This is a genomic window from Pseudoalteromonas tetraodonis (genome assembly GCF_002310835.1).
Taxonomy (GTDB): domain Bacteria; phylum Pseudomonadota; class Gammaproteobacteria; order Enterobacterales; family Alteromonadaceae; genus Pseudoalteromonas; species Pseudoalteromonas tetraodonis.
On record NZ_CP011041.1, the window covers coordinates 2,389,317 to 2,402,977 of the forward strand.

Genomic DNA, 13,661 nt, shown 5'->3' on the forward strand with positions numbered 1-13,661 from the left:
TAATTAACGTTTACGCTGAATTATTTGCTGTTGCATAATATTTTACGGTTTTTGTCACTTTTTTGGCAGAGCTTAATGGGGAGTTCTTGATGAAGTATAAGTTGTTATTTATTAGCCTAAGCATTAGCGGTGTGCTGTGTAGTTTTAATACGACTGCAGCTATGCGCCAATATACTGCTGACCAAGATAATTCAAATTGGAACTTGGTTAAAACAACTCGCTTACAATGCCAATTAAATCATGAAGTTCCCTACTATGGTGAGGCTGTTTTTAAAGCATCTGCAAGTAAAAATAAAGATCTTACCTTTAATTTAGACATGGTGGTACGCCCAGAAAATTATGCAATAGCGGGTTTAAAAGCGGTGCCACCTAGTTGGCGAGCGGGTCGCCCTGCGCGTGATATTGCTGATATGAAATTACTTAAAAAGTTTGATGGTGAATTAGGTAATAAAACAGCGTGGGAAATGCTAACTGAGCTTGAAAAAGGCAACCAACCTACCTTTTACTATCAAGACTGGCAAAATAGTGCCGACAAAATTGCCGTGGGCATGTCTAATATCAACTTTAAGCAAGCGTATTGGGCGTTTTTACAATGTCGCGACGAGTTACTACCATATAATTTTGAAGATATTTCGTTCACCATAATGAACTACGAATCGAATAGCAGTAAATTAACTAAATCATCGCAGCAGCGCCTTGATAAAATTGCTGAGTATTTAAAAAACGATCCTAGTATAGAATCAATCAGTATTGCATCGTACACCGATAGCTATGGTGGTCGCTGGAATAACCTCGATTTATCAAGAACACGCGCTAAGGCTATTAAAGATTACATGGTTGGCTTAGGCGTTGATGAAGCTAAAGTGGTTACTGAAGGTTTTGGTGAAAAACGCTTTGTAGATACTAATGACAATATTTTAGGCCGTGATAAAAACCGCCGCTTAGTGATTCAAATCGCTAAAATGTAAATTGTCGTATTCCTCCTCGACCGACGGTGTAATGTATAACGCTTTCGGTCAATACATGCCATTTTTGTGATGCCTATTTTATACATAGCAAACAACCTCCCTTTTAATTATTAACATTGAGCTTTTTATTTTTTCATTTATATTAATAAGTTAAATTTCCTTTTTTGATGATTTTGGCTTTTTTAATACAGTTGTAAATAGAAGATTACATTTTATTTTGTCTCTTTTATGACAAAACTATTTAAGTTTTACACAACTAGTTATATCTTGCGTGTCTCTCACGTTTGATCAGGATCATTAAGTGCTTAAAAATAAAACAATAGGTAGCATGTTAATTGTTGCAGGAACCACCATAGGTGCAGGCATGCTTGCCCTGCCTATTGCCTCTGCAGGGCTTGGGTTTAATACCGCGATGGTATTAATTATCGGTTGTTGGTTACTCATGACCTACACCGCTTTACTTATGCTGGAACTACATCAATACGCCCCACGCGATGCCACTTTAAATACCTTAGCTAAGCTTTGGCTAGGTAAGCGCGGGCAGTATGTGGCTAACTTTTCAATGATATTTTTATTTTATGCGCTATGTGCTGCGTATATAGCAGGTGGCGGAGCCCAGCTACAAGAACGTATAAACACTGGTTTTAATTTAAGTATTGCCCCACAGTTAGGCTCCGTTATTTTAGCGGTGGTGATTGCAGGCGTGGTGACTTTAGGCACTAGTAAGGTAGATAAGCTTAACCGAGTACTATTTAGTGTAAAAATAGTGGTTTTGGCTAGCTTGTTTTATATGCTAACACCTTATGTACATGGCCAACATTTGTTGGAAATGCCTGTTGAGCAAGGGCTGATACTATCGGCTATTCCGGTGGTATTTACCTCTTTTGGTTTTCATGGCTCTATTCCTTCTATTGTTAAATATGTTGGGCTTGATATAAAAACCTTGCGCAAAGTTATGATTGCAGGCGCCTCTTTACCACTGGTTATTTATGTATTTTGGCAAGTATTAAGCCAAGGCATAATGAGCCAAGAGCAATTATTACAAAGCGAAGGGTTAACTGGGTTTGTAGCCAGTGTGGCCAATATTGCCAATAACGCTAATGTCTCTTCTGCGGTTAAACTCTTTGCCGACTTAGCTCTAGCAACGTCATTTTTAGGGGTGAGCTTGGGGTTATTTGACTTTTTTGCTGACACATTTAAAAAAGCAGATACGGGCGCAGATAGAATAAAAACCGCATTTATTACCTTTATCCCTCCTCTTGGGTTTGCCTTATTTTATCCGCAAGGGTTTATTATGGCATTAGGTTATGCCGCTATTGCATTGGTGATATTGGCTGTATTTTTGCCGGTGAGTATGGTGTACAAACAGCGTCAAGGCGTTGAAAAAAGCGGTTATAAAGTACGAAGCGGTAATATTGGTTTAGCCATAGCCGCTTTGTGTGGCATTTCAATTATTAGTGCGCAATGCCTGCAAATGGCAGGGCTAATACCTGCAATAGGTTAATACCCAATAATAAGTAATACTCTATTGGCAATCCCCCCAAACAAGAGTTTGGGGGGATTGCCATGCAAACGCTAACGTTAAAACACGATTGCTTTTCCTCTACCGCTTTGCTCTGACGCCGCCTCTAATTTGCCATTATGATTAATAATCACATGCATATCACCAAAGTGGCGTTCGTCCACTGTGTAACCCATTTTTATCAGCTGTTGTTTTACTGATGGCTCCAAGCCGGCATGTGCTCTGATCACATTTTTTGGCCATAACTGATGATGAAAACGCGGGCTATTTACCACATCATCGGCGCTCATATTAAATTCAATCGCGTTGAGTATCGATTGATACACCGAGCTAATAATAGTAGTGCCACCTGGCGATCCTGTTACCATTTTCACCTGATTATTACTGAGTAAAATAGTGGGGGTCATAGAGCTGAGCATACGTTTATGCGGCTGAATTTCATTTGCTTTGCCGCCAATGGCACCAAATACATTCATAACCCCGGGTTTAGCGCTAAAGTCATCCATTTCATCGTTTAAAATAAAGCCTGCGCCTTCTACCACCACACCACTACCAAAGCCTAAATTAATGGTGGTGGTATTAGCTACAGCGTTACCCATGTTATCGACAATGGAAAAGTGAGTGGTTTGCTCGCTTTCTTTTAAACCGGGTTTAATGTTTTCGGTGGTTGAAATAGCCTTTAAATCTATACTGCTACTACGGTTTTTAAGATAGTTTTCTGCAAGTAGTTTTGCTGTAGGTACTTGGTAAAAATCAGGATCGCCTAAGTACTCTGCTCTATCGGCAAATACTCGCTTACCTATTTCAGCCAATAAATGCACATACCCTACTGAATTATGTTGTTGTGCAGGCGTTGGTTTTTTAAGCTCATACATTTTCAGCCATTGCAATATAGCAATGCCGCCTGAACTTGGTGGCGGTGAAGTAAGCACTTGGTAGCCATTCCAGTTCGCTTTTATAGGAGTCCGCGATTTAGCACGATAACGTTTTAAGTCATCTTGGTTAATGATCCCGCCATGTTGGTGCATAAATTTTGCAATAATTGCGGCAGTTTCACCTTGATAAAAGCCATCTTGACCGTCATCGCGAATGCGTTTGAGTGTGGCAGCTAGCTCTGGTTGTTTAAAAAGCGCACCTGCCGTAGCTGTAGCAAAATAACTGGCAAAATTTACTTTAATGTTTTTATTATTTAGATGCGCTATATAGTCCTCAATCAGCTGAGCCAACTTTTCAGGCACAACAAAGCCCTGCTCTGCTAATGTTACCGCAGGTTGCACTAACGCTTTCCACGGTAACGTACCATGCTTTTTATGGGCTAACCACATTCCTGCGACACTGCCAGGCACGCCACTAGCGTGTATGCCGTAAATAGATTTATTTTCAATTACTTGCCCCTGCTCATCTAAATACATATCACGATGCGCGGCACTGGGCGCGGTTTCGCGGTAATCTATAAAATCACCTTTTCCATCTTTATGGATAAGCATAAACCCACCGCCACCAATATTACCCGCTTCGGGGAGCGTAACGGCTAATACAAACTGAGCAGCAATAGCTGCATCAATCGCGTTGCCGCCTTGCTCTAACACGGCTTTTGCAGCGTGGGCACTAAATGTGTCGGGCATCGCCACCGCACTTTGTTTAGCCGCTACATTAAAAAAGCCTACTTGTATTATTAAGACACTGCTAATAATTAGCATGCGTGGTGAAAAAAGTGATCCCATCCCATATCCTTAGGTTATTTTTATACATTGATGGCAAACATTAATGCACAGTAACAAACACTAGGTCAATATTTATACGCCACATTTAAAGAGCTTAGGATTGTTGTTAGATTATCCACATGACTTTGAATAAAGTACGGCGGTTAAATTTGAGCCATCCTCTATATGAATATAATAATGTTTAAGCTGCATACCGAGTTTTTTCATAACATTAATTGAGCCAACATTTGAGGTCAGTGCTGTAGCGCTAATTGCCTTTACTTGGCGTTGTTTTTCAAGCTCTGAACAAATAGCGCCTGCCGCTTCAATAGCATACCCTTTGCCCCAACTCGCTTGCTTAAACCGCCAGCCCACTTCAATATCACTAAAATCAGGCGTATCTGAAAAAAAGCCCATCGGCCGAACAAGCACCCATCCTATAAAGGTATTGCTTTCACGCAAGGTTACTTGCCATAACCCCCACCCTTGTTGCTCGTTACGATAAGCAAGCATTCTAGGAATACTGACTGTTTTTATCTCTTCAAGCGAAGTGGGTTTACCTTGTGTTAAATACTGCATAACGGCTGGGTCTTGATCGAGCTCGTATAATTGCGGCCAATCATGTTCGTCCATTAATTTAAAACTTAATCGTGTTGTTACAGCTATGTTCATTTTCATTGTTGTATAGTTACCTCTGAAATATAATTTTCTCTAAAGGAGATAGTAAATGAAGAAATTAGCAGGTTTAGCTTTATTAGGCACTTTAATTACGTTAACTGGCTGTGAAGATGCCAACGAAGTAAAACAAGATGCAAAAGAAACAAGCGCTCAAGTGAAAGAAAAGCTTGATGAAACTTGGAATGAAGTAAAGGAAAAAACCAATGAGCTTAAAAATGATGAATCATTAAATGAGCTACTTGAAGAGAGTAAAGAAATGGGCTTAGACATGTACGACGACGGCAAAGAAGTAGCTGTTGATGCATGGATTAAAAGCAAAGAAGCGGCTGGCGAGCTGACTGAAAAAACCAAGCAAAAAGCACGTGAAATTGCCGCAGAAATTGAGCAGGCACGTAAAGAACATAAAGAAGGTTAATTATTTTTAACCATAAAAAAAAGGTAAGCCATGGCTTACCTTTTTTGTTTTACTTTTAAAGTAAAATATAGATTATAGTTCAAAGTCTTTTTTGAATTTTAAACCAAACTCACTACGATCATTACTGCGCATAACGCCAACAAAGCCAGTTTGCTGTAGACGTCCTACATCGTAAACTTCGTTTAATACGTTTTCGCCATATAACGTCACTTCCATATCACCGTATGGGTTAGTGTAAGAAATATTAAAGCCAACGAGCTCACGCGAATCAATCGTTTCACTCTTATTGAAAACTGATTGACCTTGCATTTCACTGCGGTATGAGTAATTTGCATTCAATGCAACTGTGCCACCATTACTTAAATCTACAAAGTAAGAAGGCGCAACCATCACTGTCCAACGCGGGGTCAATGCTGGTGAATCACCTTTACCAATACCTTGTACGCCCTCGGCGACTTCGGTAATCTCTGAGTCTAAATAACCTACCGCACTGCGAATAGTAAAGTCATCAGTTATTGCAATTGTGGTTTCAAGTTCAATACCTTGCGCTTTAGACTGACCTGCATTCTCAACGATAGTGACAAAGCCACCACCCGCAGTTGGATCTGAGAATGGTAGTGCTAAGTCAGTGTAGTCGGTAACAAACATCGCAAGCATCATAGACACATTTTCATGTACTTGGCCTTTTAAACCAATTTCGTAGTTAACTGCTTTGGTTTCATCAAACGATACAAACTGATCTGGACCACCAAATGGGCGCGGCGGGAAACCACCTGTTTGATAGCCTTTTTGTACTTGGCCGTACACATTCATATTATTGCTAAGCTGGTATGAAGCATTAATATCCCATGTCACTGCATTAAAGTCTGCACTAATGTATTTACGCTCTGAAAAGCTTGGGAAAATCGCATTCGCGTCTTTTTTATCTTCTGAGTAACGAAGACCACCGCCAATTGTTAAATCATCCGTTAAATCGTAACTACCGTTAATGTAAGCTGCGTATGAGTTTGTTTCTTGATTGATTTCAAAAAATCCAAAGCCACCAAATGACGGAGTAACTCCATCATTTAACAGACCATTTGGCGTGTTAAACGGGCTAAATACAAAATCTTCTGAGCGAGTAAAACCATCTTCATTAAAGAAATATAAGCCTGATACAAAGTCCATTTTGTCAAACGTTGCGTTTAACTGAACTTCAAAAGAGTATTGATCTGCACCGCCTACTTCTGGGAACTCAGATAAGTTAAGTGGTGATGCATCATCATCTAAGCCACCTTCATACTCAGAAGTGCGGTAGCTTGAAATAAACTTAGTTGTATACGTGTTATTAATTGCCCAATCAGCGGTAAATGACGTACCCCAACCTGAATATGAGGTTGATTCAATACCGGCAACTGTTGTGCCTAAATCATCTGGATTCGATGGAATTAAGTCTTCAGTTAATAATGGGAAATCGCCATTGAATACATCATTTGAATCTAATGAATCTGTTAGTTCAATAGTATAAGGTGATTGACCTGATTCATTATCAACCCCATCTAATGAGAAAGTAAACGCTAAGTCGCTGGTGGCTTCGTATTTAAGCGCGATACGACCACTAAACTCTTGCTCTTCACCAATTTCTTTTTCAGGGTTAGCTAAATTTACCGCCGTACCTACACCGTCACGTTGTTTGTATGACGCACTGGCTGACATGCTTAAATCATTGGTTAGTGCATTATTAAAGTAAATATCGCCAGCAATACGCCCACGGCTACCCACTTTAGCAGTTGTCGTTAAAATACCTTCATCACCAGGCTGCTTAGTAATTACGTTTACTGCACCACCTAATGTATTACGGCCATAAAGCGTGCCTTGTGGTCCACGTAGAACTTCAACTCGCTCAACATTAGGAAGCGATAAGTTAGACCCCATTTGGCGACCTAGGTAAACGCCATCTAGGTAAACACCTACACCGGGATCGGTTGTTATAATGTGATCTTGTAAACCAATGCCGCGAATAAATACAGAAGCATGTGCCGCGTTACCAACACCATAACGAGTAATGTTTAAGTTAGGAACGTATTTGCCAATGTCTTCTAAGTTACCCATATTGGCTTTATCAATAAGGTTAGCGCCTATTGATGTAATTGCAGTTGGAGATTCGAACAGGCTCTCGGTACGTTTACGTGCTGTAACTTCAATTTTTTCAAACGCGTCTTGTTTGGCAGTGGTTTTAGCTTCTTGTGCATTTACGGAAGTTGTTAGGGCTGCAATAACCGCTAAACTTAACTGTGAGAGGGTGCGTAATTTCAAGGTTTTCTCCAAAGGGTATTAATTTAATTATGCGTTATATGTTGTGTAAACATAAACTGTAGGCATAAAAAAAGATGCTTAGATGCATCTTTCCTCTGGGAGTGTATTGTATTACATAAAAGTTACAAAATGTATATTTAACTTTAGTTTATACAAAAAAATTAATTTTCAGTTTTTAATCTGAACTAATTATCTCAATAATGACGCAACTTTGGTTTTAAATTAAGACTTTAACATTAGCCAGCAGCCATGTTGTGCATAAATCGCACACATAATTTATTGTGAAAAATACATTAAAGCTACATGAGATTATGACAATATCCAAAGACCCTTTATATTTAAGTCTACAGTAAAGCCATTTTTAGGTGAAAGCATGATAAAAAAACAGACCACACAATCAGCTAACATGCTTTTTAACAACAACCACTATAATCCATTATTTTTTACTACATTGAATAACGACATATTGTTGGTATGCTACTCAGCCCTAAATTCTCTTACTAATTACGAACTTTTAAACCAATTTATTCATACTAATAATTACCAAGGGCTCGTTATTTTTAATATCCCTAAAAATACCGATGCGGCTTCACTCAAAGAATGGCCAAATTTAAAAGGTCTTTTTTATCAAGATACTAGTGAAGAGTTGTTCAATAGAGGGTTAGATGCAATTAAACAAGGTGAATTGTGGTTTCCACGAACCATTAGTGACATTTGGATGCGCCAAATGCTCGATACAGAGCAAAAAAACGCTTTGCAAACAGCTAACCTAACCGATAAAGAAATTAAAGTACTCAATCTACTCTTTAGCGGACTTCATTCCAGTGCTATTGCTGATAGTTTATTTATAAGTGAAGCGACGGTGAGAGTGCACTTACATAAAATTTATAAAAAAATAGCGGTCAAAAATAAACAGCAAGCAATTCGTTGGTGCCAAGATAACCTAAAAAATATAAATTCACGTTTATAACTAAAAAAATAATTACTACTTAATGCGTACTGCAGTAAATATTATCTCATCATAAATAATTCTAAAAAACTCAGCTAGTTACATTACCTTAAAATATAAAAGCCTTAATTTTCAATCACAATCATGTGTTCTTGTTGCAAAAAGGTGGTGAAAAGTACTTAATTTATTAATTTTAATTAGAAAAAAGTTAATACTCGTCTTATACTGCAGCGGGATACACATGAAATTAAATAGGATACACAATGAAAAAACTATCTGTAGCAGTAGCAATTTGTTGCGCACTTGCCACAAGCAACGCGAGTGCTGAAGTTCGTATTAATGGGTTTGCTTCTATTGTCGGTGGTAAGTCGCTCGATAGTGATCAAACTTTATATGGATATGATGATGATATTTCATTCAAAAATGAAAGCGTATTTGCTCTTCAGCTAACTGCTGATTTGCAAGAGAAGCTATCCGCTACAGCCCAAATAGTGGCTCGCGGCGAAAATGATTTTGATGCCGATTTTGAATGGGCATACTTAACTTATGAGATATCTGACGAATTACAGATCAGTGCTGGTAAAATGCGTGCACCGTTTTATCGTTACTCTGACTTTTTAGATGTTGGCTATACCTACCGTTGGGTGCGCCCACCTCAGTCTGTATATAACTTACCTTTTTCAACCTATGAAGGCCTAAGCTTATTACATACAACTCAGCTTGGTGATTGGGACTCTACTCTACAGGTTATTTACGGCAGCTTCGATGATAATATTGCCGTAGTATCTGTTAATGGTGATACCGAGCTTAATGATATTGCAGGGTTAAACTGGACATTAAGTTACGATTGGTTCAGTGCTCGCGCTGCTTACTTTGTTGCCGAAACGAGTATTGAGATTGAAAATGATACGGCCGAAGGTATGGCCCTTAACGGCTTAGAGCAAGCCCTTCGTAACTCAGGTTTTGTTGACCAAGCTAACAGTATTGCTATTGACGAAGACGATGGTGCATTTTTAGCGCTTGGCTTTTCAATTGATTACAATAATATCTTGTTTGACGCTGAATACACACAGTTTGAAGTAGATAACAGCGCGCTCGCTAAGCAAACTCAATATTACACATCTTTAGGCTACCGTATGGATGAATGGCTTGTTCATTTAACCTATGAAAATAACGATGATGAGCATGACAGTAATCGTTATAATGCAATCCCAACTGTGCCGCAATTAAATGCTGGCCTTAACCAAGTTTTGGAAGGCTCTAAAGCAAAAAGTAATGTGTACACTATTGGTGCTCGTTATGATTTCCACCCAATGGCTGCCTTAAAAGTAGACTTTAGCCGCTTAAAAGATGACATAACAAATACTGAAACCGACGTAGTGGCCGTTGGCGTTGATTTAGTATTTTAATTGGAGCGAATCATGAAAAAATTAATTTTAGCCAGCATGCTAACATTATGTAGCTCAGCAGTTTTTGCTGAAGTTGCAGTCATCATTAACCCTGCGAATGCTAATGCAGTAAGCCAAGACGATATTAAAAAAATATACCTTGGCAAGAGCAAATCGTTTGCCGATGGCACCAAAGTTAATCCTGTTAATCAAAATGGCACTGCAGTCGCTGATGAATTTAACGACAAACTTGTTGGTAAATCGGGTAGTCAGTTAAATGCCTATTGGTCAAAGCTCGTATTTACAGGTAAAGGTACACCGCCGGGTAAACTTGATAATGACCAAGCTGTGATTGATTTTGTCGCTGCTAATGCAGATGCAATTGGCTATATCGATAGCGCCAAAGTAAGTGATAAAGTTAAAGTAGTGGGTAAGTATTAATCTGCTAAATTAAAATAAAAGCCCGCAATAAATACTTTATTGCGGGCTTTTTTATCCCTTAACGTTTTACAAAATCATAAAACGTTAAAGTAATGTGCTTTAGCAACTACTCAATTTTAAACTTAGCAGTTGCATCTAATAAGTTATCTGAAAGGTAATGTAAGTTTTTAGCCACATCTCTTACTGCTTTTAGTGAGCTCATAGTATCTTCAAATGAAACATGCATATTAGATACGTTGTCTACAACCATTGCAGCAACAGAGGTTTGCTCTTCTGTTGCTGCTGCAATTTGCGAGTTCATGCCATTAATTTCTAGTATTTGCTCTGCAATTTTTTCAATCGAAACACCGGTTTGCTCTGCTGCACTAGCATTATCGGTTGCCATATCTCTTGCAGAGGTCATCGCACTTACAGATTCATTAGCTGCCACACTTAATGTACTTAACAATTCACGTATTTCATTAGTTGACTGCGCCGTACGAGAGGCAAGCTCACGGACTTCATCTGCAACCACGGCAAAGCCTCGGCCATGTTCACCCGCGCGTGCAGCTTCTATTGCGGCATTTAGGGCTAATAAGTTTGTTTGCTCGGCAATGGATGTAATTACATTTAATATTTGCGATACATTTTTAGTGTCATCAGCTAACTTATTAATGGTGCTGGCCGCTATATTAATTTCATCACTTAGCGTTCGCGACGCATTTACAGACATTTTTACTTGTATTCGGCTTTGATCTACTTCTTTTTCTGCGGTTTGCACGGCATTAGATGCGCTTGCAGCTGATTGTGAAATATCACCCACGCTTTGCTTCATTTCTTCCATCGACTGTTTAACAACATCTGCATCGGTGGTTTGTTTGGTGGTCGCTCTCTCCGCTCGCTCCATCCCTTGTACAAGACGGGTTGAATTTTCCATTAACGGTTCACATACCGCGATGACTTCTAAAACGGTTTCTCTAAGCAGGCTAATAAAAGCATTAAAGTTTATAGATACCTGTCCTATTTCATCCTCTGAGTTAACAGCAAGCTTGGTACTTAACGACCCTTTACCACTTGCCAAAAGGCTTAAATTATTAGCGGCATCACTAGCTGATGAACCGATATTACGCGCTATCCAAATAGCCATAAGTAATAACAGTGCTAATGAAACTACCGCAACAACCAGCATTAAGTTAAGTGCGTCATCTGAGCGTGCTTTTGTATTAGCAACAAGCTGGAAAAAGCGATCATCTGCTTTTTGCTGTGCGCTTTTAAAGCTGGTTAATACGGCTTCGTATAGGCTTGTTTTAAGCTGAGCTTGTTGTTGAATTTTACTGAAATCTGCCGTGCCATTAACCATACCATTGGCAATAGTTGCAGATATTTTTTCGTAATTAGCTAGTCGTGTTTTTGTATCATTATCAATATAAGAGGTATTAATTGCCTCAATCGCACCAAGATTAGTAACCAACTGCGCATAGGTTTCACTCGCCTTTGTTACTAAGTCTTGCTCACCAAAGGTTACAGCCTGGGTGTATAATTCATCTAATTTTTCTAAAATACTTACGTTAGCCAAGGTTAATTTGGCTACTTTATAAGACGATTTCTCCATTTCATTGAGTGATATGCGATTTTCGTTCATGGCAAAGTAGTTAACCAAAACGATTACTAAGAATGCGATGATCGCTATAGATGTAATTGCATGTATTTTTTTAGTAATGCTGAGGTTTTTAAAAGAGAAACCTGAAGCCATATTCATTTACTCCGTTTAATTATCTATAGTTATTATCGGCTTAAGATGCACAAATGTTAACTTTATTTTTAACTTTAGACGCTTTTTATACATGAAGTTAAATATACCGTAATAATCTTTCGTAAACACTAACAATTGAAATATAGAGTGTTCTACTCAATGATCAACATTAATCCTAAAAGAGTTGTTTAATATTTTAAATTGTAGGCACAAAAAAACCAGTAACATTGCTGTTACTGGTTTTTGTATTTGGTGCGGATGGGGGGACTTGAACCCCCACGCCCGAAAGCACTACCCCCTCAAGGTAGCGTGTCTACCAATTCCACCACATCCGCATTTTTTAAGCTATTGCTTAGTGTTAAGTCCGCATGTTTATTTGAGGGAAATAAACAACTTAACGATTTAAAACTAAATTAATTTGGTACGTCAGAGCTTTGCTCTTTAGTTGATGTGACTGGCACATCTTCTTCAACTGGAGTCACTGTTTCAACAGCTGGAGCCGCTTCTAGGTTTTCCCATTCGTCAGTCTTTTTAATTTGACCGGCAGTTAGGTTACCTAACACAATACTAAGCACAAAAAAGATTGTAGCTAATACCGTTGTCGTTTTCGTCATGAAATTCCCAGCCCCAGAAGAACCGAAAACTGTAGACGATGCGCCGGCACCAAATGATGACCCCATGTCCGCACCTTTACCTTGTTGGATCAAAACCATACCAACAAGCGCTAAAGCTACAATTAAATACACTACTAATAAAATTTCGTACATCTTATACGGTCCCTTTTGCACTATTGCAGATAGCAGTAAATGATTCTGCTTTTAAACTTGCGCCTCCAATTAGGCCGCCGTCTATATCTGTTTGCGCAAATAATAATTCGCTATTTTTTTCATTAACGCTACCACCATATAAGATGGTTAGCCCTTGTGCTAAATCGCTATCTAGTGCAGCAATTTTGTCACGGATAAATTTGTGAACACTTTGTGCCTGTTCAGGCGATGCAGTCTTACCTGTGCCTATAGCCCAAACGGGCTCATATGCTATCACAGATTCTTTTAGTGCTGCTACACCTAATTTATTAATTACTGCGTCAATCTGCGCAGCAACTACTTGTTCTGTTTGACCGCTTTCTTGCTCTGTTTCGCTTTCGCCAACACATAAAATAGGCGTTAGACCTACTTGTTGCGCGCGAGCAAATTTTGCAGCAACGGTATCATTGCTTTCTTTGTATATGCTGCGTCGTTCAGAGTGACCAACCAGTACATATTTCGCACCTAGCTGCTTAATTAGCTCTGCATCTACTTCACCAGTAAACGCACCTGGGGTATTTTCAGACACTGTTTGCGTGCCTGTTGTTACACCACTTGCAATCATTGCTGGGACTAGAGGAAACGGAGGAAATAAAACAATGTTTACTTCAGAAGATTTAACATCGTTAATAGCATCAGACAGTTGTTGAACGAGTTCTAATGAACCATTCATTTTCCAGTTGCCTGCGACCATCGCTTTGCGTGCTGCCATTTTCCCACTCCACATTAGAAAGCGGGCGAGATATTAACTCGACTCGCCCAAA

Annotated in this window: 12 protein-coding genes and 1 tRNA gene; 6 read left to right on the forward strand and 7 right to left on the reverse strand. The window is 39.1% G+C overall.

The genetic code is table 11. The features are described 5' to 3' along the window. Positions 1 to 89: 89 nt before the first annotated feature. On the forward strand, positions 90 to 968 hold the full coding sequence (locus PTET_RS11145) for a flagellar protein MotY (protein WP_096038645.1): 879 nt from the start codon (positions 90 to 92) through the stop codon (positions 966 to 968). A 301-nt stretch (positions 969 to 1,269) separates the two neighbouring features. After that, on the forward strand, positions 1,270 to 2,472 hold the full coding sequence (locus tag PTET_RS11150; protein WP_096038646.1) for an aromatic amino acid transport family protein: 1,203 nt from the start codon (positions 1,270 to 1,272) through the stop codon (positions 2,470 to 2,472). A 77-nt stretch (positions 2,473 to 2,549) separates the two neighbouring features. Here PTET_RS11150 and ggt read toward each other — a convergent pair whose 3' ends face one another. Beyond that, complete coding sequence (gene ggt / locus PTET_RS11155; RefSeq protein ID WP_096038647.1) at positions 2,550 to 4,214, reverse strand: gamma-glutamyltransferase; 1,665 nt, start codon at positions 4,212 to 4,214, stop codon at positions 2,550 to 2,552. Positions 4,215 to 4,325: 111 nt separating this feature from the next. Further along, entirely contained in the window at positions 4,326 to 4,871 is a 546-nt protein-coding gene (locus PTET_RS11160) for a GNAT family N-acetyltransferase (protein ID WP_013465486.1), read from the reverse strand. A 49-nt stretch (positions 4,872 to 4,920) separates the two neighbouring features. Between PTET_RS11160 and PTET_RS11165 the strand changes: the two genes are divergently transcribed. Further along, positions 4,921 to 5,286, forward strand: a complete 366-nt coding sequence (locus tag PTET_RS11165) for a hypothetical protein (protein WP_013465487.1) — start codon at positions 4,921 to 4,923, stop codon at positions 5,284 to 5,286. A 72-nt stretch (positions 5,287 to 5,358) separates the two neighbouring features. Here the strand turns inward: PTET_RS11165 and PTET_RS11170 are convergent, their stop codons facing one another. Beyond that, a complete protein-coding gene (locus tag PTET_RS11170; protein ID WP_013465488.1) occupies positions 5,359 to 7,581 on the reverse strand; it encodes a TonB-dependent receptor in 2,223 nt (740 codons plus the stop codon). Between the two features lie 373 nt (positions 7,582 to 7,954). Here PTET_RS11170 and PTET_RS11175 point away from each other — a divergent pair, with 373 nt between their 5' ends. The 3 genes from PTET_RS11175 (at position 7,955) to PTET_RS11185 (ending at position 10,359) form a co-directional block, all read left to right on the forward strand. Continuing rightward, a complete protein-coding gene (locus PTET_RS11175; RefSeq protein ID WP_013465489.1) occupies positions 7,955 to 8,551 on the forward strand; it encodes a LuxR C-terminal-related transcriptional regulator in 597 nt (198 codons plus the stop codon). Between the two features lie 242 nt (positions 8,552 to 8,793). After that, complete coding sequence (locus PTET_RS11180; RefSeq protein WP_013465491.1) at positions 8,794 to 9,939, forward strand: porin; 1,146 nt, start codon at positions 8,794 to 8,796, stop codon at positions 9,937 to 9,939. 12 nt (positions 9,940 to 9,951) lie between these two features. Next, the gene (locus tag PTET_RS11185) at positions 9,952 to 10,359 is read left to right on the forward strand and encodes a type 2 periplasmic-binding domain-containing protein (RefSeq protein ID WP_013465492.1); all 408 of its coding nucleotides are present in this window, start codon (positions 9,952 to 9,954) and stop codon (positions 10,357 to 10,359) included. A gap of 106 nt (positions 10,360 to 10,465) precedes the next feature. On the opposite strand, the gene PTET_RS11190 is transcribed toward PTET_RS11185, so the two are convergent. From PTET_RS11190 to tpiA, 4 genes are all read right to left on the reverse strand, one after another. Beyond that, positions 10,466 to 12,091: a methyl-accepting chemotaxis protein gene (locus tag PTET_RS11190; protein ID WP_013465493.1), complete on the reverse strand. Its 1,626-nt coding sequence runs from the start codon at positions 12,089 to 12,091 to the stop codon at positions 10,466 to 10,468. 250 nt (positions 12,092 to 12,341) lie between these two features. Next, positions 12,342 to 12,426 (reverse strand) — tRNA-Leu (locus PTET_RS11195). A 78-nt stretch (positions 12,427 to 12,504) separates the two neighbouring features. Continuing rightward, positions 12,505 to 12,858, reverse strand: coding sequence for a preprotein translocase subunit SecG (secG, locus tag PTET_RS11200; protein WP_013465494.1), 354 nt, complete (start codon positions 12,856 to 12,858; stop codon positions 12,505 to 12,507). A gap of 1 nt (position 12,859) precedes the next feature. After that, positions 12,860 to 13,609, reverse strand: a complete 750-nt coding sequence (gene tpiA, locus PTET_RS11205) for a triose-phosphate isomerase (protein WP_013465495.1) — start codon at positions 13,607 to 13,609, stop codon at positions 12,860 to 12,862. Positions 13,610 to 13,661: the final 52 nt, after the last annotated feature.

Excerpts from the sequence above, each read along its gene's own strand:
- PTET_RS11145 (WP_096038645.1), top strand. The coding sequence starts at position 90 with ATGAAGTATAAGTTGTTATTTATTAGCCTAAGCATTAGCGGTGTGCTG.
- ggt (WP_096038647.1), bottom strand. The coding sequence starts at position 4,214 with ATGGGATCACTTTTTTCACCACGCATGCTAATTATTAGCAGTGTCTTA.
- PTET_RS11160 (WP_013465486.1), bottom strand. The coding sequence starts at position 4,871 with ATGAAAATGAACATAGCTGTAACAACACGATTAAGTTTTAAATTAATG.
- PTET_RS11165 (WP_013465487.1), top strand. The coding sequence starts at position 4,921 with ATGAAGAAATTAGCAGGTTTAGCTTTATTAGGCACTTTAATTACGTTA.
- PTET_RS11175 (WP_013465489.1), top strand. The coding sequence starts at position 7,955 with ATGATAAAAAAACAGACCACACAATCAGCTAACATGCTTTTTAACAAC.
- PTET_RS11180 (WP_013465491.1), top strand. The coding sequence starts at position 8,794 with ATGAAAAAACTATCTGTAGCAGTAGCAATTTGTTGCGCACTTGCCACA.
- PTET_RS11185 (WP_013465492.1), top strand. The coding sequence starts at position 9,952 with ATGAAAAAATTAATTTTAGCCAGCATGCTAACATTATGTAGCTCAGCA.
- PTET_RS11190 (WP_013465493.1), bottom strand. The coding sequence starts at position 12,091 with ATGGCTTCAGGTTTCTCTTTTAAAAACCTCAGCATTACTAAAAAAATA.
- secG (WP_013465494.1), bottom strand. The coding sequence starts at position 12,858 with ATGTACGAAATTTTATTAGTAGTGTATTTAATTGTAGCTTTAGCGCTT.
- tpiA (WP_013465495.1), bottom strand. The coding sequence starts at position 13,609 with ATGGCAGCACGCAAAGCGATGGTCGCAGGCAACTGGAAAATGAATGGT.